Annotated in this window: 23 protein-coding genes and 1 pseudogene; 14 read left to right on the forward strand and 10 right to left on the reverse strand. The window is 67.2% G+C overall.

The window, feature by feature from the left end; translation table 11 throughout:
- The 4 genes and pseudogenes from ACP5M5_RS05175 to ACP5M5_RS05190 form a co-directional block, all read right to left on the reverse strand.
- Window positions 1–429: pseudogene (locus ACP5M5_RS05175) on the reverse strand (Fe-S cluster assembly protein SufB); the annotation flags it as partial.
- On the reverse strand, window positions 429–899 hold the full coding sequence (locus tag ACP5M5_RS05180; protein ID WP_427935977.1) for an SUF system Fe-S cluster assembly regulator: 471 nt from the start codon (window positions 897–899) through the stop codon (window positions 429–431). The pseudogene ACP5M5_RS05175 and the gene ACP5M5_RS05180, both read right to left, overlap by 1 nt.
- A gap of 215 nt (window positions 900–1,114) precedes the next feature.
- Window positions 1,115–2,725, reverse strand: coding sequence for a hypothetical protein (locus ACP5M5_RS05185; RefSeq protein WP_427935978.1), 1,611 nt, complete (start codon window positions 2,723–2,725; stop codon window positions 1,115–1,117).
- 84 nt (window positions 2,726–2,809) lie between these two features.
- A complete protein-coding gene (locus tag ACP5M5_RS05190; RefSeq protein WP_427935979.1) occupies window positions 2,810–3,799 on the reverse strand; it encodes a sulfotransferase family protein in 990 nt (329 codons plus the stop codon).
- Between the two features lie 212 nt (window positions 3,800–4,011).
- Here ACP5M5_RS05190 and ACP5M5_RS05195 point away from each other — a divergent pair, with 212 nt between their 5' ends.
- Window positions 4,012–4,416 carry a formate hydrogenlyase gene (locus tag ACP5M5_RS05195; RefSeq protein WP_427935980.1) on the forward strand — a complete coding sequence of 135 codons (405 nt, stop codon included), beginning with the start codon at window positions 4,012–4,014 and terminating at the stop codon, window positions 4,414–4,416.
- 6 nt (window positions 4,417–4,422) lie between these two features.
- Here the strand turns inward: ACP5M5_RS05195 and ACP5M5_RS05200 are convergent, their stop codons facing one another.
- On the reverse strand, window positions 4,423–4,950 hold the full coding sequence (locus ACP5M5_RS05200) for a hypothetical protein (RefSeq protein WP_427935981.1): 528 nt from the start codon (window positions 4,948–4,950) through the stop codon (window positions 4,423–4,425).
- A 214-nt stretch (window positions 4,951–5,164) separates the two neighbouring features.
- On the opposite strand from ACP5M5_RS05200, the gene ACP5M5_RS05205 reads away from it, so the two are divergent.
- From ACP5M5_RS05205 to ACP5M5_RS05230, 6 genes are all read left to right on the forward strand, one after another.
- Window positions 5,165–6,679 carry a DUF6600 domain-containing protein gene (locus ACP5M5_RS05205; RefSeq protein ID WP_427935982.1) on the forward strand — a complete coding sequence of 505 codons (1,515 nt, stop codon included), beginning with the start codon at window positions 5,165–5,167 and terminating at the stop codon, window positions 6,677–6,679.
- 228 nt (window positions 6,680–6,907) lie between these two features.
- On the forward strand, window positions 6,908–8,305 hold the full coding sequence (locus ACP5M5_RS05210; RefSeq protein ID WP_427935983.1) for an MFS transporter: 1,398 nt from the start codon (window positions 6,908–6,910) through the stop codon (window positions 8,303–8,305).
- A complete protein-coding gene (locus ACP5M5_RS05215) occupies window positions 8,298–10,118 on the forward strand; it encodes a radical SAM protein (RefSeq protein WP_427935985.1) in 1,821 nt (606 codons plus the stop codon). The genes ACP5M5_RS05210 and ACP5M5_RS05215 overlap by 8 nt, the downstream gene beginning before the upstream one ends.
- Window positions 10,119–10,268: 150 nt before the next feature.
- Window positions 10,269–10,709, forward strand: coding sequence for a hypothetical protein (locus ACP5M5_RS05220; RefSeq protein WP_427935987.1), 441 nt, complete (start codon window positions 10,269–10,271; stop codon window positions 10,707–10,709).
- A 3-nt stretch (window positions 10,710–10,712) separates the two neighbouring features.
- Window positions 10,713–11,216: a hypothetical protein gene (locus ACP5M5_RS05225; RefSeq protein WP_427935988.1), complete on the forward strand. Its 504-nt coding sequence runs from the start codon at window positions 10,713–10,715 to the stop codon at window positions 11,214–11,216.
- 88 nt (window positions 11,217–11,304) lie between these two features.
- Window positions 11,305–12,492 carry a hypothetical protein gene (locus ACP5M5_RS05230; protein WP_427935990.1) on the forward strand — a complete coding sequence of 396 codons (1,188 nt, stop codon included), beginning with the start codon at window positions 11,305–11,307 and terminating at the stop codon, window positions 12,490–12,492.
- A 24-nt stretch (window positions 12,493–12,516) separates the two neighbouring features.
- Here ACP5M5_RS05230 and ACP5M5_RS05235 read toward each other — a convergent pair whose 3' ends face one another.
- From ACP5M5_RS05235 to ACP5M5_RS05250, 4 genes are all read right to left on the reverse strand, one after another.
- On the reverse strand, window positions 12,517–13,401 hold the full coding sequence (locus ACP5M5_RS05235; RefSeq protein ID WP_427935991.1) for a helix-turn-helix domain-containing protein: 885 nt from the start codon (window positions 13,399–13,401) through the stop codon (window positions 12,517–12,519).
- A 214-nt stretch (window positions 13,402–13,615) separates the two neighbouring features.
- Window positions 13,616–14,503, reverse strand: coding sequence for a 2-hydroxy-3-oxopropionate reductase (locus ACP5M5_RS05240; protein ID WP_427935993.1), 888 nt, complete (start codon window positions 14,501–14,503; stop codon window positions 13,616–13,618).
- A gap of 28 nt (window positions 14,504–14,531) precedes the next feature.
- A complete protein-coding gene (gene otnI, locus ACP5M5_RS05245; RefSeq protein ID WP_427935994.1) occupies window positions 14,532–15,311 on the reverse strand; it encodes a 2-oxo-tetronate isomerase in 780 nt (259 codons plus the stop codon).
- Between the two features lie 107 nt (window positions 15,312–15,418).
- Complete coding sequence (locus ACP5M5_RS05250; RefSeq protein WP_427935996.1) at window positions 15,419–15,748, reverse strand: TIGR02300 family protein; 330 nt, start codon at window positions 15,746–15,748, stop codon at window positions 15,419–15,421.
- 181 nt (window positions 15,749–15,929) lie between these two features.
- On the opposite strand from ACP5M5_RS05250, the gene aroA reads away from it, so the two are divergent.
- From aroA to ACP5M5_RS05285, 7 genes are all read left to right on the forward strand, one after another.
- Window positions 15,930–17,246 (forward strand): 3-phosphoshikimate 1-carboxyvinyltransferase, encoded by a 1,317-nt coding sequence (gene aroA, locus ACP5M5_RS05255; protein WP_427935997.1) that lies wholly within the window; start codon window positions 15,930–15,932, stop codon window positions 17,244–17,246.
- Window positions 17,246–17,890: a (d)CMP kinase gene (gene cmk / locus ACP5M5_RS05260; protein ID WP_427936007.1), complete on the forward strand. Its 645-nt coding sequence runs from the start codon at window positions 17,246–17,248 to the stop codon at window positions 17,888–17,890. Before aroA ends, cmk begins: the two co-directional genes overlap by 1 nt.
- A 248-nt stretch (window positions 17,891–18,138) precedes the next feature.
- Window positions 18,139–19,875, forward strand: coding sequence for a 30S ribosomal protein S1 (gene rpsA / locus ACP5M5_RS05265; RefSeq protein WP_427935999.1), 1,737 nt, complete (start codon window positions 18,139–18,141; stop codon window positions 19,873–19,875).
- Window positions 19,876–19,895: 20 nt separating this feature from the next.
- Window positions 19,896–20,822, forward strand: a complete 927-nt coding sequence (sppA, locus tag ACP5M5_RS05270; protein ID WP_427936000.1) for a signal peptide peptidase SppA — start codon at window positions 19,896–19,898, stop codon at window positions 20,820–20,822.
- A 54-nt stretch (window positions 20,823–20,876) separates the two neighbouring features.
- Entirely contained in the window at window positions 20,877–21,176 is a 300-nt protein-coding gene (gene ihfB / locus ACP5M5_RS05275; RefSeq protein ID WP_427936001.1) for an integration host factor subunit beta, read from the forward strand.
- Window positions 21,177–21,187: 11 nt separating this feature from the next.
- Window positions 21,188–21,496, forward strand: coding sequence for a LapA family protein (locus ACP5M5_RS05280; RefSeq protein WP_427936002.1), 309 nt, complete (start codon window positions 21,188–21,190; stop codon window positions 21,494–21,496).
- Between the two features lie 5 nt (window positions 21,497–21,501).
- Window positions 21,502–22,143, forward strand: coding sequence for a phosphoribosylanthranilate isomerase (locus tag ACP5M5_RS05285; protein WP_427936004.1), 642 nt, complete (start codon window positions 21,502–21,504; stop codon window positions 22,141–22,143).
- Between the two features lie 135 nt (window positions 22,144–22,278).
- Here ACP5M5_RS05285 and serB read toward each other — a convergent pair.
- On the reverse strand, window positions 22,279–23,176 hold an 898-nt coding region (gene serB, locus ACP5M5_RS05290), incomplete at its 5' end, for a phosphoserine phosphatase SerB (RefSeq protein ID WP_427936005.1).

Below are 23,176 nucleotides of genomic sequence, written 5' to 3' on the forward strand. Positions count from 1 at the left end.
CGCGACATCGGGCGCGACATCGGGCCGCGCCTCGCCCGCGCCCTCGACGCCAGCAAGGATCGCGCGCTCGCGCAACGGAATGCCGAGCTTTTCATAGGTCGCGAGCAATTCCGGATCGACCTCGGCGAGGCTTTTCGGCCCCGGCTTGCGCTTGGGCGCGGCGTAATAGTGGAGATCCTGATAATCGATCGGTGGGTGCTTGATCTTGGCCCACTCCGGCTCGCGGGTCTCGCGCCAAGCGGCGAACGCCTTGAGACGCCAGGCGAGCAGCCATTCCGGCTCTTCCTTCTTCGCCGAGATTAGGCGAATCGTGTCCTCGCTCAGGCCCTTAGGTGCGATCTCCATGTCGATCGCGGTCTCGAACCCCCATTTATAGCCGCTTTCGGTTGCGGCTTGGATCGGATCGCGTGGTTCGATACGGGCCGACATCAGAGCGTTTCCTCGACCGTGATCGGCGGACGCGGCACCGGCTGGGCGATGGGGGGCGCTGCAATGTCCGGCTCTCCGATCATCTCGGCCAGAGTGATCTCGGCCAGCGCCTCGCGGATCGCCTCATTGACGCGCAGCCACCGCCCGGACATCGGGCAGCTTCCTTGCTGCTCGCAGACCGTCGGGCTGCCTTCGACGCACGCCGTGAGCGCGATCGGCCCGTCGATCGCGGCGATCACCTCGGCGACCGGCAGGGTGGCGAGTGGGCGCGACAGCCGATAGCCGCCGCGGGCGCCGCGGAGCGAGGTGACAAGGCCGTTCGCCGCGAGGATTTTCAGGACCTTAGCCACCGTCGGCTCAGGCACCAGGGTCGCGGCGGCGATGCCGGGCGCGGTCTGCACTGCCGCACCCCGCGCCAGTTGCACCAGCACCAGCACGGCATAATCGGTCAGCTTGGAAAGACGCAACATGATCCATCCCATCGCAAGACATAAGAGGACCGAAAAGGTCCTGATAGCTTGGAAGTGGCGTATCCCACCGCGAGCGTCAAGGGCTGGCGTCAAGCGATCGCGCGTCTCTCCTGAATTTTCACGCCGTCATGGCGGAACGGGAACCGCAGGGGCAAGAGGGTAGCCGGCACGTCGCGAAACCCGACGGGGTTCATCGACCTCCTTCGTCGCCACGATCAGCGGGACATTGCGGGCTCGGTCTTGCTGCAATCGGGGATGCGGAGCACGAATTCGCGCGCGACTTCCTCTTCCGCGCGGCGGAGGCGAACGTCGCGGAGCTTGAGCGCGCTGAGCCCGGAATCGATATAGAGATCGATCGGCACCAACGCGAGCTGCACGGCAACGGCATAGCGCCCGCCGGAAATATCCATCAAAGCGTTATCGTTATCGGTTGCGCGCAGCATGTCCATCCGCAACCCGACCCGCCAGCCGGCGACGAGGAAGGCGTAAATGGCCTCATAGGCGGTGACGTCGCCGCGAACCAGCGTATCGGCGCCGAGCCAGGCGCCGAGTTGCGCCGGCGAGACGGCTTCCAAGGCGCCGATGGTGGTGATGCCGTGCTGGATCAGCGCGGCGTCGATCTCGGGGAGCGGGACGACAGCAAATTCGCGTTGCGCGAGAAAGGCGGTGAAGGTCGCGCGTACCCGGTTGGCGTAGGTCCAGCGCCAGCGCGCCCGCTCCGTCTCGCCCCGCATCGTCACCGGGACGCCGTTGAGGATGAGATTGCCGCTGCCCTCATAGGCAAAGGGCAGCACGGCGATCCGGCGCGGCGCCTTGGCGCAGTAATCGGTGGCGATGTGTGGCTTGAAGCTTTCGGGATCGGTTTCCAGCAGCCGATCGAAGACGCTTTTGCGCCCATGCTCGGTGAGATCCTGTTCGGGCAGAAAAAATGTCTCGATCGGCGCGCTGTCCTGGCTATAGCCGGTCTCGCGCGAGATTGGGGTAACCGGCGCAGCAAGCGAGGGTGGCGACTCGTTCGACGTGGCGGGGGGGTGCGACACCGACTCGCGGCTTGCGGTGAGGGCGATTTGCAACGTCGCGGGGCTGCGGGGGATGCGCAAAATCAGCTCCCGGCTCACCTCCTCCTCGTCGCGGCGCAAATCGACGTCGCGAAGATCGGTGAGATCAAGGAGCGAGTTGATGCCGATATCGCGCCCCGCGACCGCCGGACGCACTTCCATTTTATATTCCGTCCCCTCGCCATGCAGCAAGGTCTCGCCGCTGCTCCCCGACGCCATGGCGAGCTTCAGCGTGACCTCCCAGCCGGCCAGCAGGAACAGGTAATAGACCTCGTAATGCTCGACCTCGCCATAGACCACGGCATCGACGCCGAGCCAGCGCGCGAGATCTTGTGGCGCAACCCGGGCGAGCTTGGCATCATTGTCGATGCCGTGGCGGGCCAGCACGGCATCGACATCCGGGACCGGGATGGTGATGAATTCGCGCGCGCTCAAAAACCCATCGACCACCCGCCGCAAGCGATTGGCGTCGGTCCAGCGCCAGTCAGCGAGGCTTTTCTGGTCGCGAAGCGTGAGCGCGACTTTATCGAGGACGTAATTGCCGCTGCCGCGATCAACGAACGGCAACACCGCGATCCGGCGCGGTGGCGCTAGCCTGAAAGCGGGCGAGATCTCCATCGCGATATGACCGGGATTGGTCTCGGCGACACGATCGTACCAACGTTTGCGGCCATGCGCATCAACCCCGTGCTCGGCGAGGAAAAGCGGCTCGGTGGCGCGCTGGTCGGGGGTGATGCCGGTGCAGCCGGCGAGCGCCATCGCCAGCATGAGCCAGCATCGCACCCGCCAAAGGCCGGAAACCCGCGCGCATGCGGCGGCGAGCGATGACAGGCAAGGCCAAGACACTGTTTGCTATTTCCCCCCGGCAATGGCGAACGCGGCGTTCCGGCTTGGCGGGCTGGCGCGGCGAAGCTGCGGCAGGGAACATCCGAGCAGGTTTTCCACCGCCTGAATCTCTGGCTCGAAAATCTCCGCCAGCCAATCGCGCGCGCGGGGGTCCATCGGCGGTGGCGGCGTTGTGTGCTCGATGAAAAACCGCTCAAAGATCAAGGCACCGAGGCGATGCGGCACCAGCGTATTGCCGATCCAGCGCGCCCATTGCGCGCCGGCCAGTCGCCGCGCCCATTCGGCGCGTGGTGTCGCAAAGCCATTTTCGACCCGCGTCGTGTCGATCCGCGCCAACGCCCCGACATCGACCGCGAGAAAACGGAGGACATCGGCAAGCACTTGGCGATTGCCCTGGGCGAGGCGGCGAAGATCATCATGGAACAGGATGTGGACGCGATCCTCGCCGAAAAGGCGGAGATAGCGCTCGATCTGGCGGGCGTAAAACCCTAGCTCGACATAGAGATTGGAGACCGCCCAGCCTTTCTCGGGGCTGTGCCAATCCTCCTGCAAAGCCTCAAAAAACGGCAGATGCTGCACGCCCTCGCGGTAATCCATCAGGTAATGCGAATAGGCGCGCTCGATAGGGTCGCGGAGCGCGATGATGATGCGGGCTTCGGGCGCCACGGCATGGATGCGGGCCGGCGCCTCCTCGCACCAGAGATAAGAGGGGCTCGCCTCGCCAATCGCGGGATAATTCTTGCCAGCGCGAAACAGGCGAAGATAGGCCTCGCGATCGGAGATAAATACCGGAGAGGCAAAACGCTGGGCGCGGGAGGGGCGCACTTGCGCAAAATAATGCGGCTCCTTGACATCCTCGGGCATGAAGATCTCCGGATGCTGGCGGAGATAGGAATAAAGCGAGGTGGTGCCCGCCTTGGCGGCGCCGACGATGAAGAAATTAGGCCAGATCTCTGAACGACGAACGCGAAATTTATTTTGGTCAATGCCACTCATAGGATAATCTTCCTTCCGCCACGATTCGATCCGCTGCTTGATAAAGCGACATGATTTAACCGCCAGGGGCGGACGGTATTTTCGTCTTCACAATGACGGGATAACGTGCGATTCGGTCTCCGTAACGCCGACACTATGCCCGCTGATCGGCGCGCGGAACAGATGGCGAAGGGGAGAAAACGCCGGCATTCGGCCAAGCCGGAGGGGGCGACGTGAACGACGCGCGGGGCGTGTTTTTTCTTGACACCGGCGAGTGTGGCGGCTGCGCTTTGGAGATGCGCCTGGCGCGGGCGGCGCTCGCTCGCGCTGGATTAGCGCTCGTCGCAACGCCCGCCGAGGCGCATATCCTGCTGGTCGCCGGCCCGCTCACCCGCGCCATGGCCTATGCGTTCGGCGCGGCGTGGGAGGCGATGGCGGCGCCGAAACACCTCGCAGCACTCGGCGATTGCGCGATCACGGGCGGGGTTTTCGCGGGCAGCTATGCCTGTCTCGACGGCATCTCGGCGTTTGCCCCGCGCCTTGTGCTGCGCGGCTGCCCGCCGGCGCCAGACGCCATTGTCGCCGCTCTTGCCGAGCTGGGGCGGGGCGAGACGGCGCCGCGCGGCACCCCGTCGTGACCGCGTTCAGTGATGGCCGCCGAAGCCGCCACCGCCGCCACCGAAACCGCCGCCATGAAAGCCGCCGAAACCGCCGCCATGGAAGCCGCCGAAGCCCGAATGCGCGCCGGCGAAGCCACCGAGATGGCCACCCGGCCCGCCATAGGCATGCGCCCAGTTGCCATGGAAACCGCCGCCACCATAGCCGTGGCCGAAGCCGCCATGATTGAAATAGCCGCCGTTATTATAAAATCCGCCATAGCCGCCGAAGGCAAGGGCGCCAAAACCGAGAAAGCCAAGCCCCCAGCCCCAATAGGGGTCGATGCCGTAGCCATACCCGTAACCACCATAACCGCCATAGCCGCCATAGCCGCCATAGCCATAATACGGGTCACCGCCATAGCCGCCGTAATAGGGATCGCCGCCATAGCCGCCATAGCCGTAATCATCGCCGTAGCCGGCGGTGTAATAGCTTGCGTCACCGCCGCAGCCGCCGAGCCAGGCGAGGAGGCCAAGGGCAGCAAGTAAGCGGCGCGGGATTCGCCTCGCACGCATCACGGAAGGTTCTCCTTTAGCCCGCGCGGGATACGCGGACGATCATAGCATATATGGCAAGGTTTGCCGTGGGGAGACACGCCCAGGCGCGATCATTTCGGCGTCAACGCCGCGCCTCACTGTCCCGATTTTCCCACCTTGCGCCGGTCCGCCCTTTTCATCGCCGGAGAGCCAGCGCATCTCAAGGGTCATGCGCGCGCAGCGGCGAAATCTCTTGGCGCCTTTCCTGGCCGTGGCCCTCGGTCTCCCTGCCTGGCTTCAAGGCGGGACGGCCAGCGCGCAGCCGGCCGCGCCGCAGCAAGGCGCGGATGCCGAGGCGGCTCCATCCGATTCGCTTTCGCCGCCGGCGCGGGTCGGGCGGGTCGCGGCGCTGCGCGGCGCGGTTGCGCTCCGTCAGGGCGATGGTGCCGGCGGCTGGGGGGCGGCGCGGCGCAACGATCCTCTGACCACCGCGAGTGACTTGATCACCGGCGCTGGCGCTGAGGTCAAGCTCGAGATCGGCCCGTCTCGGCTCTGGCTCGGCGAGACTGCGCGCCTTGCGATCATTCGCCTCGATGACCATCGCTTCGTCGGCCGCCTCTCCGCTGGCGCCATGTTTCTTGATATTCGTGACCCGGATCCCGGTGAGACCTGGTATATTGTGACCGCGCGCGCGACCCTGCGCGCCGAGCGCACCGGCCGCTTCGTCATCGAAGCCGGCGACAGCACCGGCAAAAACCCGCACGCGACCCGGTTTTCCGGGCTCGACGCGCCGGCGGAAATCGTCAGTGGTCTTCGTTCCTATCGCCTCGGTGTTGAGCGGAGCGCGGTTTTCGTCGGCGCGCAAAGCCCCTATCGCGGCGCCGTCGGCGATTTGCAGGTCGATGATTTCACCCTCACGATGGGGGCGCATGATCCGGCGGAATATGCCTCGTCGCCGCCGGTCTTCGCGCTGCCGCCGCAAGTGGCCCGCATGACCGGGGGCGAGAACCTGCTCTCGGTGGGATCGTGGCGCAATAGCACCGCGTTTGGTCCGCTCTGGTCGCCGCCCGAGAGCAGCGGCTATACGCCCTATACCACCGGCACCTGGACCTATGTCGCGCCCTGGGGCTGGACCTGGGTGGACAGCACCAGTTGGGGCTTCGCGCCGTTTCATTATGGGCGCTGGGTGCCGGTCGATGGCAGTTGGGCGTGGGCGCCGACGCTGCCCAATGCGCCGCTCAACGCGCCGCCGGTCTATGCCCCGGCGTTGGTCGCCTTCGTCGGGCAGAATGCCGGGCTCGGGTTGGGGAGCGGCTTCGGCTTCGATCTCGGCACGCCATCGCTCTATCCCTTCGGCTCGCTGGCCTGGACGCCGCTTTGGCCAGGGGAATTTTATATCCCCCCGTATCCGGTCGATCGCACCTATCTGCGCGCGGTCAACCGGCTCGCCGTCGCCGATCCCGACCACCCAACCGCGCCTGACCCGGCGGCGCTCGCGCAGCGTGCGGCCTTGAGTATCACTGCGCTAAGCCATGCCGCCGCGGCGGCGCGCGCGGCATCGGCGCCCGCGCGTGCCGTCGCGGAAAATCGCGCGATCGTCGATGAAATCCACGTCAATGCCGAGCGGATCATGACCCATATCCGCCCGGGCTTCGCCCGCGCCATGGCCGCGCGCAGCGCAACCCCCTCGCCAGGCGGTTTCGCGGCCCGCGCCACCGGGACCATGCCTCTCGCGGCGACGCGTTCGCACGCCTCATCACATCATTGATGCCGGCCAAGCGGCGGGCGACCTTCTTGGCCTCGGTGCCGGGGAATTGACAGGGGATCCGGATCTGCGCGCTAATCGGGCACTCACGCTTGGCGAGGGCGTCATCATCTGTTATCTCATCCAGCCATCTCAGCCCGCGGCCTTGCGCCTTCGCGCTGATCCGGGCGCGCTTTGGTCGGTGCCGGTGATCGTCTGCGACCTGGCTGGGCTTGCCACTTGCCGCGAGGAATGACCGTTCTGGACAAAAACCCACTCTCTTCCCCGTTCGATGCGCTGTCGGAGGCACCATGGCGGCGGTTTCATACCGTCGCCGTCCTGCTGTTTGGCGTCGGCTGGGCGATGGACGCGTTTGAGGTGACTTTGATTGGCAATGTCATGGGCGCGCTCGGAGCGCGGTTTCACCTCGGCGGGCAGGCGATGTCGGTGCTGCTCGCCGCCTGGTTTTGCGGGCTGATGCTGGGGGCGGCGTGGTTCGGCGCCTTGTCTGACCGCTATGGACGGCGGCGGGTTTTTCTCGTCAGTCTCGCGCTCTATGGTCTTGCGACGTTGGCTGCTGCTGCTGCGCCCAATCTCGCCGTGCTCCTCGTGCTAAGAGCCCTCGCCGGGCTTGGGGTCGGCGCTGAATATGCCGCGATCAATGCGGCGATCACCGAATTGGTGCCGCGGCGCGCGCGCGGGCGGGCTTCGGCGATCGTGCTCAATTTCTGGCCGCTCGGCAGCCTGTTTGCCGCCCTTCTCGCCTGGCCGCTGCTCGCGGCCCTTCCGCCCGATCTCGGCTGGCGGGTGGTGTTCGCGGCCGGCGGACTGATCGCGCTTTCTACCGCCTGGCTGCGGCGCTATCTGCCCGAAAGCCCGCGCTGGCTGCTCGCGCAAGGCCGCGGCGCGGAAGCCGCCGCCATCCTCGCGCGGGTGACCGGCGAGGCGCCGGGTCGGTTCGCGCTGCCCGCCGCGCCGGCTGCGAAGGCCTCGCTGATCACGTTGCTGCGCCAGGCCCCGGGGCGGCTTGCGCTCGGTGCCGCCCTCGATTTCGCCGAGGCGGCCGGCTATTACGGCCTGTTCGCCTTCCTCCCGCTCGTGGTACTGCCTGCCTTGCATCTTGCGCCGCACGCCTTGCCGCTCTTTTATCTCGCCGGTAGTTTCGGCGCGCTGGCCGGCGGGTTGGCCGCGGCGCTGACGCTCGATCGCTTCGGCCGGTTCTGGAGCGTGAGCCTGTTTTATGGCGCAACCGGGCTCGCGACCATCGCCTTGGCGCTCGCGTCCGGCCTTGGCGCCGGCGTCATCATGGCCGGGTTCGCGCTCACCAATCTCTTGGCGACAGCAAGCTGGATCGCCGCCTATCCGACATTTTCGGAATTGTTTCCGACCTATTTGCGCGCGACCGGCATCGGCGCCAGCGTCGCGGTCGGGCGGATCGGGGCGATGATCGCGCCGTTCCTGGTCGCCGCCTTCGGTGCCCACAGCATGGCGGCGGCGCTGTTCCTGCTCGCCGGGTTCTGGCTGTTCGGGGCGCTGGTGATGGTTGTCTGGCGGATCGCGGGTGGGGTCGAAGGAAGCGGGCTGGCGCTCGAGCGGATCGCGCCAGCGGCGCCGGCATCGGCAATGACGTCGGGGGCGTCGCGTGCCTGACGGCGGCGTGCGGCAGGACGCGGCGGCGTTGGTGCCGCTGCTCGTCGCCGAGGGGCCGGTTCTGGTCTTCGGCGGCGGCTACAGCAACCGCGAGGCGACGGAGGCGCTGCTCGCCGAGGCCGAACGGCTCGGCATCCCGCCGGCGCGCATGATTTGCACTGGCGATGTCGTCGCCTATGGCGCCGATCCGCAGGCGGTGGTCGATCTCATTCGCGCCGCCGGGATCGCGACGGTGATGGGCAATTGTGAGGAGCAATTGGCCGCCGGCGCCGAGGATTGCGGCTGCGGCTTTGCCCCAGGATCGAGCTGCGAGCGGCTTTCCGCGGCGTGGTTCACCTATGCCAGCGCCCATGTCGATGACGCGGCGCGGCGCTGGATGGCGGGGCTGCCGCGCCGGCTCGATCTCGTCATCGGCGGGCATCGCCTCGCTGTCGTCCATGGCGCGCCGAGCCGGATCAACCGCTTCGTCTTTGCCTCTCACCCGGACGCCGATCTTGCGCGCGAAATCGCCGCGACCGGCACCGAGGGCGTGATCGGCGGCCATTGCGGCGTGCCTTTCACCCGCGTCATCGCCGATCGGCTCTGGCACAATGCCGGGGTGATCGGCCTTCCCGCCAATGACGGAACCCCGCGTGGCTGGTTCAGCCTGCTCATTCCCGGGCGCGACGGTCTTACGATCCGCCATCTGCCGCTCGCCTATGATCACCGCCGGGCGGCGGCGGCGATGCGGCGGGCCGGGCTGCCGGAGGACTATGCCGAGACGCTGGAAAGCGGCGTCTGGCCGAATGTCGACATCCTGCCGCCCGCCGAGCAAGCGATGAGCGGCGCTGCGCTCGCGCCCGCGACGCACCGTTGGCCACAAAACGGCGCAATCGCATCGGCGCCGCGGCCGGCCTTCGTCGACCCAATGCGGACCGCGCGCGGCGAGCCGCATGCCACGGTGGCGCCGACCGGCCTCGAAACCCTCTGGTTCAACACCGGCACCCTCTGCAACATCGCCTGCACCGATTGCTATATCGAAAGCAGCCCGCGCAATGATCGCCTGATCTATCTCGCCCGCGCCGATTTCGACCGGCTTCTCGACGAGGCGGCCGCACACCATCCCGAGCTTGCCGAAATCGGCTTCACCGGCGGCGAGCCGTTTCTGAACCCGGACACCCCGGGCATGATCGCCGCCGCGCTCGAACGTGGCTATCGCGCCTTGGTGCTGACCAACGCCATGCGCCCGCTGCAGCGCCACGCCGCTTTCCTGCGTGCGCTGGCTGCCGCCCACGGCGCGCGGCTGGTGATCCGGGTGTCGCTCGATCACTATACCAAGGCGGGCCATGAGCGCCTGCGCGGCGCCGGGAGTTTCGCGCCGACACTCGCCGGGCTTGGCATGCTTGCCGGAACTGGCGCCGCGCTTTCGATCGCCGCCCGCTTTCCCGCGGGCGAGGATGAAAGCGCATGGCGCGCCGGCTTTGCCAAATTATTCGCCGAGCGTGGCCTTGCGCTTGACGCCTTCGACCCCGCGCGCTTGGTGCTGTTTCCCGAACTCGCGAACCAGCCCGACCCGCCGGAGGTGAGTGCAACCTGCTGGCAGACCTTGGCGCAGGGCGGGCGGCGGGTGATGTGCGAGACCTCACGCATGGTCGTCCATCGCCGCGGTGAGGCGGCGCCGCGCCTCGTCGCCTGCACCTTGCAGCCCTATGCGCCGGACTTCGATCTCGGCACCGATCTTGCCGCGGCCATGCGCCCGGTGACCCTCAATCACCCGCATTGCGCGCGGTTTTGCGTCTTCGGCGCCGCGTCCTGCTCGGCGCCGGCGGGATAGGGCGCCAAGCATAAAAAAATAATAACTCGGGTTACGATGAGAGCGTGGAATCCGCCTTGCGCTCACGTAATGTTTATATAAACATAGCGAGATCACCGAAGGAAACCTCCCGGCAGGTTTCCCCGATTTCCAGAGAGCGGAGGAAATACCTTGTTATCAAAAGCGTGGATCTGGCCACTGGTGGCCGGGATGGGGATTTGCGCGCTCATCGCCCCGGATCTCGCGGCGGCGGAGGATAGCGTCGGGCCGGTCATCCCGGCGCCGGCGCCGGCGATCGTCAATCCGACCTATGACCCCGGTTATGACAATATTTCCGACTATTTCTCGCATTGGTTCGACCGCGTCGACCGCGCGCAAGCCGAGCAGCCGCATTGGATGACGCCGATCATCACCGTGACCCCGCGTCTCGAGGAGGAATTCCGCTGGGACCAGTATTGGGAGCACGCGCCCAACGGCGCCGCTATCGACGTCTATGATTCCGGCAAGGGGCTGGAACTGATCCCGACCGAAACCGAGGAGCTCATCCTCAACACCCCGCCCTATGTCACCACCGGCAACATCCCGCGCGGCGCCAGCGGCTTCGCCGACTAGCCGGTGTTTCTGTTCAAGCAGCGCCTGGCCTCGGCCAACGAGCAGAACGGCAATTATATCCTGACCCTGTTCTTCTCCGGCCAGGCGCCGATCGGCATCCCGCGCTATAGCGAAAACGCCTATGTCCTCACCCCGACCATCGCCGGCGGCTTCGGCATCGGCGATTTCGACCTCCAGGCGACGTCCGGCACCCCGTACCCGACCGATCATCTCATTACCATCGGGGCGCAGCTCGCGACCAATGTTACGCTGCAATATCATTTTCTGGACTATTTATGGCCGGAATTCAGCATCACCGATCTCGATTTTCTGAGCGGCGCGCGTGGCGGCAAGAACGAGGTCTTCCTGTCTCCCGGCATTCTTTTCGGCCGCTTTCAGCTCTATGGACGCCTGCGTATGACCTTCGGTTTCGGCTATCAGTTCGCGGTCTCGCCGCACGCCGAATATGACCCGCTGACGCCGACCTACACCCATGCCTGGATTTTCTCGGTGCGGTTTCCGTTCTGATCCGTTCACGGTTGTGTGACCGCGACACTGCATCCATTCCGCTGCCCCGCGCGTAAGTCAGGGCAAAGCAGCGAGTGGTTGGGGTCTCATGTCTGAAAAGCCGTTGGAGAGCTTCGTCGGCGTGGTCGGCAAGGAAACCTGGTGGTCACGTATCGAGGCGCTGGAAGCGGCGGCCGCGGAGGGGCGGCGCTGTGGCTGGGCGGCGCGGCAGCGGCATGCGATCGAGCTGACCATCGCCCGGCTGCTGCGCGCGCCGGCGCGCGCGCCGAATGCCGCGGAAAGCGAAATCGTCCATCTCGCCGGCTTGCTTGCGGCGTCGTTTCGCGGCCTCGCCGCGAAGGGAAAGGCGGCGCTGCACGCCAGCCTCCACGCCGCGCTCAGTGGCGATGGCGCGCTCACCCCGATTTTTCACCAGATGCGGGTCGCCGAGCGGCATCGGCGGCGGGGATTTTCGGTCAGTTTCGCCGGGCTCGAGACCGGCGCCGCGTTCGATCTCGCGATCAGCCGCAATGGTGCCCGCGCCGAAATCGTCTGCGACGTCCTCTCCGCCGAGGACGGACGCGAGGTTTCGCGGCAGGCCTGGCGGCAGCTCGCCGACCGCGTCGATCCCGATCTGCACGCCTGGCTTGCTGCTCATCCCGGCCGCTATCTCCTCAAGATGACGCTGCCGCAGGGGTTGCGGGCTGATGGGGGAGGAGAGAATGCGAGCCCCGCGCACCTGCAGGCGCGCATCCGCACGCTTTTGGCGGGTGATGCTCGGGCGCAGCAGGATGAGACGGCGGTGCTGCGGCTCGATCCGCTCGTCCTTGCCGGGACGGACACCAGTCAACACGGCCTACTCGCGCAATTACGCGGCGATTTTGGTCCCGAAGCGCATCTTTCGGTCACCGTCGCCGGCCAGGGCGTGTTCGTCATGGCAGCGCGCGCGGCGCGCGAGGACGATGTCGGGACGGCGCTCAGGCGGCGCCTCGCGGCGCTCAGCGGCGCCCGGCTGAGCGGCGCCGCGCCTGGCGTTCTGGCGATGTTTCTCGAGGACACCGATCTCGCCGAATGGCGTGGCTTGCGCGAGACGCTTCGCCTCGAGGGCGCGGCGCGGGGCTTCCTCGCCGGCGCCGAGGCGCGTCCGGTGGCCGCGGTGAGCTGCGCGACACGGGCCGAGCTGATCGGCCTGCCGGTGCCGCAATCCGCGGCGGGCGGCGAAGTGCGCTTTGCCAACCCCGCTCACCCGGCCGCGCGTTCCCCCGAACTCGCGGCGGCGATCCGCTCGGCGGAGTGATCGCTCGAACCGGGCGGCGCGGCGTCAGGCCGATGCGCGCGCCTTGGCGACGAGGTCGCGGAGCTTGGCGGCGGCGGCGGTGCCTTTGAGGACGTCACGCCAATTGGCTTCGGCGACGCGCTGATGCGCGCCGACGGCGTCATCGGCGCTGGTCACCATCGCAACGCCGGGCTGGCCATTCGGGGCGGTATCGGGTGGGAACGGGTTGACGGCGAGGCTGGCGCGATCGCGGGTGCGGAGAATCTCGAATGTGCTGCTCGGCTCACCCGATTGCAGGAGGCCGAATTGCAGGCCCATCGGCTCGGTTTCCATCAGGCTTGCGGTATGTTCAACTTCGGTGGCGGCGACGTCGCGGCAGACACGGCGCATCCGTTCCGAAAGCGGCAGCGCGCTCGCGATCCCGCCTTCGAGGAAGCGGGCGATCGAGGACGCCGAGACCATGGCGATGATGCTCGGGCGTCGCGCTTGGTAGGATTTCTTGCGTGCGGCAAGGAGGCCGAGCAATTGCTCCGCTGCCGAGCGCATGGCGCCGCGCTCCGCCCCGGCGGCGTCGGCGGCTTCGAAAAAGGCCTCGGCGAGCGCCGAATCATAGTTGGCGGAGGTGGTGAGATAACAGATCGGCTGATGCACGAGCAGGATCTGATCGGCGGTTTCCTCGATCTGGCGGAGGCGCTCGAAATAGCCGGCAGGACGATTATAATATTCGACCCCGATCCCGAGTAGGGATAAGGGTGAAATTTTGAGCAATTCAGCCAAACGCTGAATGGTGTCGAGCTTGATGACTTCGCCTTTTTCATAGCGATAGAGCGCGGCCCGGGAGACGCCGAGACGAGCGGCGATTTCCTCGGCGCGAAGGCCGGTTTCCATGCGATAAGCGCGCAGTTGCTGGCCAATCTCAGTGAAGCGCATGAGCGGTATCCCTCCAGAGCTCGAAACACCCGAATCCTGTCACCCGAATCCTGATCCGCATTCCGATTCGGACAAAATTTAATAGGTGATTATCGCATGTCTCGGAATCAGAGTCATGGGCTTAATTTCATATCAGCGATAATATTTCGGCGCTGATGGCCGCGATCTTCATATGACGTGAATAAAAAGTAATGGAATCCCGTTCCGCGTGTCTTCACCCTGGCGCGTGCACCTTATGCGCGGCCAGCCCTTCGAGCGCTTCCAGCATCGCCGCATGGTCGCGGTCGGCGCCACCATGTGCCACCACCGCCGAGAAAAGCTGCTGCGCACTCGCCGTGTTGGGGAGGGCAAGGCCGAGCTGACGCGCCGCCGAGAGCGCGAGGTTGAGATCCTTCTGATGCAGCCGGACGCGAAAGCCCGGAGCGAAGCTGTGATCCAGCATCCTCTGGCCATGCACTTCGAGCACCCGCGAGGCCGCGAAACCGCCGAGCAGGGCGGCGCGGACGCGCGCGGGATCGGCGCCGGCACGCGAGGCGAAGAGCAACGCCTCCGCCACCGCCTCGATATTGAGCGCGACCACGATCTGGTTGGCGACCTTGCAGATCTGGCCCGCGCCATTCTCGGCCCCGATATGGGTGATACTCTTGCCCATGGCGGCAAACAGGGGCTCTGCGCGCCGGAACGCCGCCTCCGGCCCGCCGACCATGATGGTGAGCGTCGCTTGCGTGGCGCCGACCTCGCCGCCCGAGACCGGCGCGTCGAGATAGTGACAGCCAAGGCCCGCGATGCGTTCAGCAAAGCGCTTGGTCGCGAGCGGGTCGATCGAGGACATGTCGATCACCAGCTTGCCCGCCGCCAGGCCGTCCGCGACGCCGTTTGCGCCAAACAGCACCTGCTCGACATCGGGGGTGTCGGGCAGCATCAGGATCACCACCTCGGCGGCGCGCGCGACCGCCGTCGCATCGGCGAGCACGGTTGCCGCCGCGCGGATTTCCGCCGTAAGGGTCGCGCGTTCGGGAACCAGGATCTCGTGGCCGGCCTTCTTGAGATTGAGCGCCATCGGGCGCCCCATGATGCCAAGGCCGATGAAACCGATCTGCATGGTCTTTTCCTTCCGTTGCGTGCCGCGCTCAAACGCCATAGCGCCGGCGCCAGGCGAGCCCGGCATTGGTGTCGCCGGCCGGGCGGTATTCGCAGCCGACCCAGCCTTGATAGCCGAGCGCGTCGATGCGCGCGAAAACATACTCCCAGCCGATTTCACCGCTTCCCGGCTCATGGCGATCAGGGACGTCGGCGATCTGCATATGCGCGATCAGCGGCATGAGGCGCGCCATCCGCCGTGTCACGTCACCCTCGGTGATCTGGCAGTGATAGAGGTCGAATTGCAGGCCGAGGCGCTCGCGCCCGAGCGCTTCGATGAGGTCGGCGGCCTGGTCGGTGGTATTAAGGAAATAGCCCGGCATGTCGCGGTGATTGATCGGCTCGATCAGCAATCTGACCCCGGCCGCCTGCGCCTCTTCTGCCGCCCAGGCGAGGTTGGTCGCATAGACCGCGGCCAGCGTCACCGGCGAAAGCCCAGCGGGCGCGAGCCCGGCCATGCAATGCACCTGTCGGCAGCCGAGCGCTTGCGCGTAAGTGAGGGCGCGGCGGATCCCGGCGCGGAATTCCGCTTCGCGGCCGGGAAGACAGGCGATGCCCCGCTCCCCCGCCGACCAATCCCCAGGCGGGGCGTTGAACAGCACCTGGGTCAGGCCCGCCGCGTCGAGGGCGGCGCGCAGCGTCGCCGGATCGTGGTCATAGGGAAACAGATACTCGACGGCGGTGAAGCCGGCGGCGGCGGCGGCGGCGAAACGTTCGAGGAACGGCACCTCGTTGAACATCATCGAGAGATTGGCGCAGAAACGCGGCATGTTTTCCTCCCCTCGGCGTGCTGGTCGGCGCGCCGGCCTCTCATCTTCATGGCCGCGAGGTTAACCGGGCGCGGCGGCGTTGACCAGATGGCCGCCGCCGCTCACCCTCAGTGATCGGCCTCGTCGCCGTCGGGCTCGACCTCGATATCGGCGTCGAGCGTGTCGGCATCGTCTTCGAGATCGGCGGTGTCTTCGATCACGTCCGCGTCCTCGACCACCTCGATATCGACGAGATCGGCATCCTCGAGCTCCGGCGCCACCGCTTTCTTCGGCCGCTTATCCTCGACCACGGCGGCGGGCGGGCGGCGAAGACGGGGCTGCTCGGGCGGCTGCTCGGCGCCGCATTTCGGGCAGATCGCCGGCTGTTTCAGGAGATCATAGAACCGGGTGCCGCATTGGACGCAGGTGCGCTTGCTGCCGAGTTCGGGCTTCGCCATCGGGGGCCTCGTTAAAACGCCAATTGGCAAACAACACGGCCAATTGGAACATGCCAATCGGGCGCGCCCCATGCCATTCCCCTGCGCCTCTGTCAAACCCCTGAGCGCCGTGCTATCGCGCCGGCGGCGATGGCGGTGTCGGCAGGGAGAAAAGGCAGTGGGCGAGCGGCCTGAGGCGGGAATGGTATCGCGGCGCCCGGCGCGCGGGCTCGCTGGGGTGGCGCGCGTGCCGGGGGACAAATCGATCAGCCATCGGGCGCTGATGCTCGGCGCGCTCGCGCTCGGCGAGAGCCGGATCACCGGCCTGCTCGAAGGGGAAGACGTGCTGCGGACGGCGGCGGCGATGCGGGCGTTGGGCGCTGCCGTGACGCGCGAGGGGGATGGCGACTGGCGCGTCGCCGGGCGCGGGGTTGGCGGCATCGTCGAGCCCGAAGATGTGCTGGACATGGGCAATTCCGGCACCGCGGCGCGGCTCCTCGCCGGCATTCTCGCGAGCCACCCGATTTTTTCGGTGCTCACCGGCGATGCCAGCCTCCGCCGGCGGCCGATGCGCCGGGTGATGACACCGCTTGCCGCCTCTGGTGCGACGTTTTCTGCCCGCGCCGGCGGCAGGATGCCGCTCGCGATCGCCGGCACCGGCACGGCGCTGCCGATTGCCTACCGCCTGCCGGTGGCCTCGGCGCAGGTGAAATCGGCGATTTTGCTTGCCGGCCTCAACGCCCGCGGGATCACCCGCGTCGAGGAGCCGGTGGCGACGCGCGATCACTCGGAAAACATGCTGCGTCATTTCGGGGCCAGCGTTTCGGTGGGCGATGACGGGGAGGGGCGGGTGATCGAACTCGCCGGGTTGCCGGAATTGCGTTGCGCCGACATCACCGTGCCGGGCGATCCTTCCTCGGCCGCATTCCCGCTGGTCGCCGCCCTCTTGGTGCCCGATTCGGCGATCACGCTGCCCGGGATCGGCCTCAATCCGCTGCGCACTGGCCTTTTTGCGACGCTCGAGGAAATGGGGGCGGGCATCGTGATCGAAAATCGCCGGATCAGCGGCGGCGAGCCGGTCGGCGATCTCTCGGTCCGCCACGCGGCGCTCCGGGGCGTCGATGTGCCGGCGGCGCGCGCCCCGAGCATGATCGACGAATATCCTATCCTCGCCGTCGCCGCCGCGTGCGCGCGCGGCACGACGCGGCTCCGTGGGCTCGCCGAATTGCGCGTGAAAGAGAGCGACCGGCTGGCCGCAACGGCGGCGCTGCTCGCTGGCAATGGCGTTCGGGCCGCGATCGAGGATGACGATCTCATCATCCACGGCGCCGGCGCGCCTCCGCCGGGGGGCGGGATGGTTGCGACCGGAATGGATCACCGCATCGCGATGAGCGCGCTGGTGCTCGGGCTCGCGAGCCTCGCGCCGGTGGCGATCGACGATGCCCGTTTCATCGAAACCAGCTTCCCCGGATTTGCTGGCCTGATGAACGGCCTCGGGGCGACGATGGCGCCGGCATGATGGCAGCGCCGCTCACCATCGCGATCGACGGGCCGGCGGCGGCGGGGAAGGGGACGCTGGCCCGCCGTCTCGCCGCCCATTTCAACCTTCCCTATCTCGATACCGGGCTGCTTTATCGCGCCGTCGGCCGGCGCGTGCTCGACCATGGCGGCGATCCCGCCGATCCGGCGCAAGCGGCGCAGGCGGCGCGCGCACTCACCCCCGCCGACCTCACGCGCGACGATCTCCGCACCCCAGCGGCCGACCGCGCCGCGAGCGAGGTTGCCGGCCAGGCCGCGGTGCGCGCCGCCCTTCTCGACTTTCAGCGCCAGTTTGCCCGCACCCAAGGGGCGGTGCTGGATGGGCGCGATATCGGCACGGTGGTTCTGCCCGACGCGACGGCGAAGCTGTTCGTCACCGCCTCGCTCGCCGCACGCGCTGAGCGGCGTTGGCGCGAGCGTGGCGCCGTGCTCGGCGCGCTCGCGCAGGTGATGGCCGATTTGGCGGCGCGCGATGCCGAAGATGCGGCGCGCACGATCGCCCCCCTTCGCCCGGCGGCGGATGCGGTCACGCTCGATACCACCACCCTTGACGCCGAGGCCGCGTTCCAGGCGGCGCTCGCCCTGGTCGCTGCCGCCATCGGCGCGCGCGCATCGCCTTCGTGACCGACGATCACGAGGAAAACCGGCTTGCCGGCGCGGGTTTTACTTGACTCGCGAAGGGTATGGCGTATCTGTCCGCAACGCCACGCGGCCGGTCCCCCGGCGGCGTGGCGCTCTGCCGCTTCCGTTCATTCAGGTGTTTCATCGGCCCCTGCGACCTGCACGGGCAAGACGTGTCCGCGACCCGGACGCGCAAACCAGGACCGGGTGGCTTTGGCCAGCCCGCGCCACATAAGGATCGACCCATTCCGATGGCTGCCACTGCGTCTGCTACCGCCGCGCCCGGCCGCGATGCCGGGGGCGAGGATTTCGCCGCCATGCTCGACCAAACCCTCGGCCGCGATGCCGGCTTCGAGGGGTCGGTCATCACCGGCCACGTGCTGCGCTTGACCGATGAATTCGCGATCGTCGATGTCGGCCTCAAAAGCGAAGGCCGGGTGCCGCTCAAGGAATTCGCCCCGCCAGGGATGGCACCGGAGGTCAAACCCGGCGACACCGTCGAGCTGTTCGTCGAGCGCTACGAGGACCGCGACGGCGCCATCGTGCTGTCGCGCGAGAAGGCGCGGCGCGAGGAATCCTGGACCAATATCGAAAAGGCCTTCGCCGCCAACCAGCGCGTGACCGGCACCATCTATGGCCGTGTCAAGGGCGGCTTTACCGTCGATCTCGGCGGCGCCGTCGCCTTCCTGCCGGGCAGCCAAGTCGATATCCGCCCGGTGCGTGACGTGACCCCACTGATGGGAACGCCCCAGCCCTTCCAAATCCTGAAAATGGACCGCGCGCGCGGCAATATCGTCGTCTCGCGCCGCGCCGTGCTCGAGGAGACCCGCGCCGAGCAGCGGACCGAGCTGATCCAGGGCCTCAAGGAAGGCATGATCATCGACGGCGTGGTGAAAAACATCACCGATTACGGCGCCTTCGTCGATTTGGGCGGCGTCGATGGCCTGCTCCATGTCACCGACATCGCCTGGCGGCGGATCAACCATCCCGCCGAGGCGCTGCAGATCGGCCAGCCAGTGCGCGTACAGGTGATCCGCTTCAACCCCGAAACCCAGCGCATCAGCCTTGGCATGAAGCAGCTCGAGGCCGACCCGTGGGAGGGGATTGCGGCGAAATACCCGCCGGGGACGAAATTCACCGGCCGCGTCACCAACATCACCGATTATGGCGCGTTCGTCGAACTCGAGCCCGGGGTCGAGGGCTTGGTGCATGTCTCGGAAATGTCGTGGACGAAGAAGAACGTCCATCCCGGCAAGATCGTCGCGACCAGCCAGGAAGTCGAGGTCATGGTGCTCGACGTCGATGCCGGCAAGCGGCGCATTTCGCTCGGCCTGAAACAGGTCCAGGGCAATCCCTGGGAGGTCTTCCTCGATCAGCATCCGATCGGCTCGACGATCGAGGGCGAGATCCGCAACATCACCGAATTCGGCTTCTTCATCGGTCTCACCGCCGATCTCGATGGCATGGTGCACATGTCCGACATCTCCTGGGACGAGCCCGGTGAGGTCGCGATCACGAAATATAACAAGGGCGACATCGTGCGCGCCAAGGTGCTCGACGTCGATGTCGAGAAGGAACGCATCAGCCTCGGAATCAAGCAGTTGCAGGTCGATCCGGCGGCGGATGTGCTCGATCGCATCCACAAGGGCGATATCGTTACCTGCGTCGTGACGGCGGTGCAGTCGAACGGCATCGAGGTCAAGGTCGACGACGTTCTCGGCGGTTTCATCCGCCGCGCCGAACTCGCCCGCGACAAGGCCGATCAGCGCGCCGAGCGCTTCGCGGTCGGCGAAAAGCTCGACGCCAAGGTGACGGCGGTCGATCGCGCCGCGCGCAAGCTCAGCCTCACCATCAAGGGCAAGGAAGTGGACGAGGAGAAGCAGGCGATGGCCGATTTCGGCTCCTCCGATTCCGGCGCGTCCCTCGGTGACATCCTGGGTGCGGCGATCCGCCGGCGCAACCAGCAGGCGCAGCAGGAGACCGAGTAAGCGAAGCGCGGCGCGCGGCGATGAACCTCGAGGCCGATCTTCTGCTCGATCGGCGGCGCCTCAAGCGCCGCCTCGCGGTGTGGCGGATCGTCGCGGTGCTCGCGGTTGTCGCGGCGCTCGCCGCCGGTTTGGGCGGGGGCGGTGGCGTCGTGCCCGGCCGCCTTCACGTCGCCCGGCTGCTGGTGCGCGGGGTGATCACCGAGGATCGCACCGTGACCCGGGCTGTCAGCGCGCTGGCCGCTGACCCCTCGGTCGCGGCGCTGATCGTCGAGATCGACAGCCCCGGTGGCTCGGTCGCGGGCGGCGAGAGCCTGCACGACGCCATCGCCCGGGTTGCGGCAAAAAAGCCAGTGGTCGCGGTGATGGACGGGATCGCCGCCTCGGCGGGCTATATGATCGCGGTGCCGGCGGCGCGGATTTTCTGCAGCCCGGCGACGCTCACCGGCTCGATCGGCGTTTTGCTCGAAACCGGTGACATCTCCGGCCTTCTTGGCAAGCTCGGGGTCAATGCCGATGCCATCGTGTCTGGCCCGCTCAAGGACCAGCCGAGCTTCACCAAGCCGCTTTCGCCAGAGGGGCGCGCTGCGATGCAATCTCTGGTGATGGACATGTATGAGCAGTTCGTCACCATGGTCGCAGAGGGGCGGCATATGGACGTGGCGCGGGTGCGCGCCCTTGCCGATGGCCGCGCCTATACCGGGCATCAGGCGCTGCCGCTCGGCCTCGTCGATGAATTTGGCGGCGAGAGCGAGGCGCGGGCGTGGCTCGCGAAAAGCCGCGCGGTGCCGGAAACCCTCCCGGTCAGCGACATCGAAACCCGCAGCTTGGCCGAGCGGCTGCTCGGCGGTAATTTCGGGGGGATGCTCTCCATTCCACTGAAAATCTTGTTTTCACAACAGGTTATGCTTGACGGCGGATGGGCGCTCTGGCAGCCTTCCGGCGAGTGAGGGGCCGCGTGGCATCCTTGGCTGGCGTGGTATCTGGGGGTGAGGATAGAGACCATGACGAAATCCGAACTGATCGCTGAGCTCGCGGCCGCCAATCCGCATCTTTACGCGAGCGATGTCGAGAAAATCGTCAACACGATTTTCGCGGAAATCGCCAATGCTTTAGCGCAGGGCGCGCGCGTTGAGCTGCGTGGCTTCGGCGCTTTCACCGTCAAGCATCGCGAGGCCCGCACCGGGCGCAATCCGCGCACCGGCACGTTGGTCGAGGTCGAGGAGAAGGGCGTTCCTTTCTTCAAGGCCGGCAAGGAGCTGCGCGAGCGCGTCAATCAGGGCGGTGCGGCGGCGGCTTCCTGATCGGGCTGCCGATGCTCCGTTTTTTCCTCCTTCTGCCGCTTTTGCTGCTCATTGTGTTGTTCGTGTTCTCGAACACCGCGCCGGTGGCGCTGCGCCTGTGGCCGACGGGATGGAGCCTGCAAGCGCCGTTGGCGCTCGCTGTGCTTGGCGCGATGGCGATCGCGTTTTTGCTCGGGGCGTTGTTCACCTGGCTGCCGGCGCTCGGTGCGCGGCGCCGGGCGCGGCGGGCGGAAGCGCGGGTTGCGGCGCTCGAGCAGGAGATCGCGACGCTCAAGGCGCGGCCTGGCGACAGCCCGACCCTGCTGCCGCCGGCCGGCTGAGAGCGATGGCCGGCGCCTCGCGGGTCAAGATTTGCGGCATCAATTGCGAAGCCGCCTTCGATGCCGCGGTCGCCGCCGGCGCCGATTGGCTCGGCTTCGTTTTCTTCCCGCCCTCGCCGCGCGCGGTCAGCGCCGAGCGGGCAGCGAAAATCTCGGCGCGGGAGAAAGCCGGGCCGCCACGGGTCGGGCTGTTCGTCAACCCTTCTTTTGCCGAGATTGCCGCGGTGCTAGCCGTGATCCCGCTCGATATCCTGCAAATCCACGGCCCGGCGGCGATGGCGGCGGCGATCCGCGCGGAATTCGGCCGCCCGGTCTGGCGCGCGGTTGGCATCGCGACGGCGGCCGATCTTCCCGCCGACCCCGAAGGCGCGGATGCCTTGCTGCTGGATGCGAGCCCGCCGCGTGGCGCGACCCGCCCGGGCGGCAATGCGGTTGCTTTCGACTGGCATTTGCTGCGGGACTGGCACCCGCCGGCGCCCTGGCTGCTCGCCGGTGGCCTGACCCCGGAGAATGTCGCCGCGGCGATCGCGATGACCGGCGCGCCGGCGGTCGATGTCTCCTCCGGCGTCGAACGACGGCCGGGCGAGAAGGATCCAGCCTTGATCCGCGCCTTCATCGCCGCCGCGCATGGCGAAAGTCGCAGGTAAGGCCTTCTTTTGACTTCCGAAAAAGAAGCAAAAAGACTTTTCTCCCGTTGTCTTGCGGAAGCGGCGCCTAGGGCACTCCGTCACCGGATAAAAGTTTTTTGGTTCTTTTTTTTCAAAAAAGAACCAAACTTTCTTTCACTCTCGAAACTCGCTGAGCCGGTAGCCTTGTGCGAACAGGGCGGCGCGGAGGGTGCCGTGGATGATGCGCGCGCGCGCTGCGTCCGCCACCAAGGGCTTGGCGCGAAACGCGATGCCGAGCCCGGCGGTTGCCAGCATGGCGAGATCGTTGGCGCCGTCGCCGATCGCCATCGTCTCGGCGAGCGGAATTGCGTGACGCTGCGCGAGTTCGCGAAGGATGCGCTCCTTCGCGTCGCGGTCGAGCACCGGCTCGGTGACCGTGCCGGTGAGCACCTGCCCGTCGTCTTGGAGGCGGTTGGCGAAATGGGCGGAAAATCCCAGGCATTCGGCGATCCGGGCGGTGAAGAAGGTGAACCCGCCGGAGATGAGCGCGGTGACGGCGCCGTGGGCGCGCATCGTCGCGATCAGCTCGCGCGCGCCCTCGGTGCAGCGGAGCCGGGCGGCGACGCGATCGAGGGCGGTGAGCCTGGTATCGCGCAGCCGCGCGACGCGGTCGCGGAGCGCGGTCGCGAAATCGATCTCGCCTGCCATGCTGCGCGCGGTGATGGCGGCGATTTCGGCGCCGATTCCGGCTTCGGCCGCGAGTTCGTCGATCACCTCGCAGGTGATGATGGTGCTGTCCATGTCGGCGGCCAGCAGACGCTTGCGCCGGCCCGCGACGGGGAGGCAAAACACATCGATCGGCCGGGCGCCGAGGATGGCCGCGATCGCCGCCGGCGGCGGCGGCGCGGGGCAGGGGAGATCGACCGCCTCGCCGGGCGAGAGGGTTTCCGCTGGCCCGGCGCCGGTGGCGTCGGCGATTTCGGCGACGGTCGCCGCATCGAGGGTGGTCGCCGCGCGGTCGGCGACGAGGGTGAGGACGTAATTCATGGCGGGCGGACCATGCGGGCGGAAT

This window comes from Acidibrevibacterium sp. (assembly GCF_049965395.1).
In the GTDB taxonomy this organism is placed as follows: Bacteria; Pseudomonadota; Alphaproteobacteria; order Acetobacterales; family Acetobacteraceae; genus Acidibrevibacterium; species Acidibrevibacterium fodinaquatile.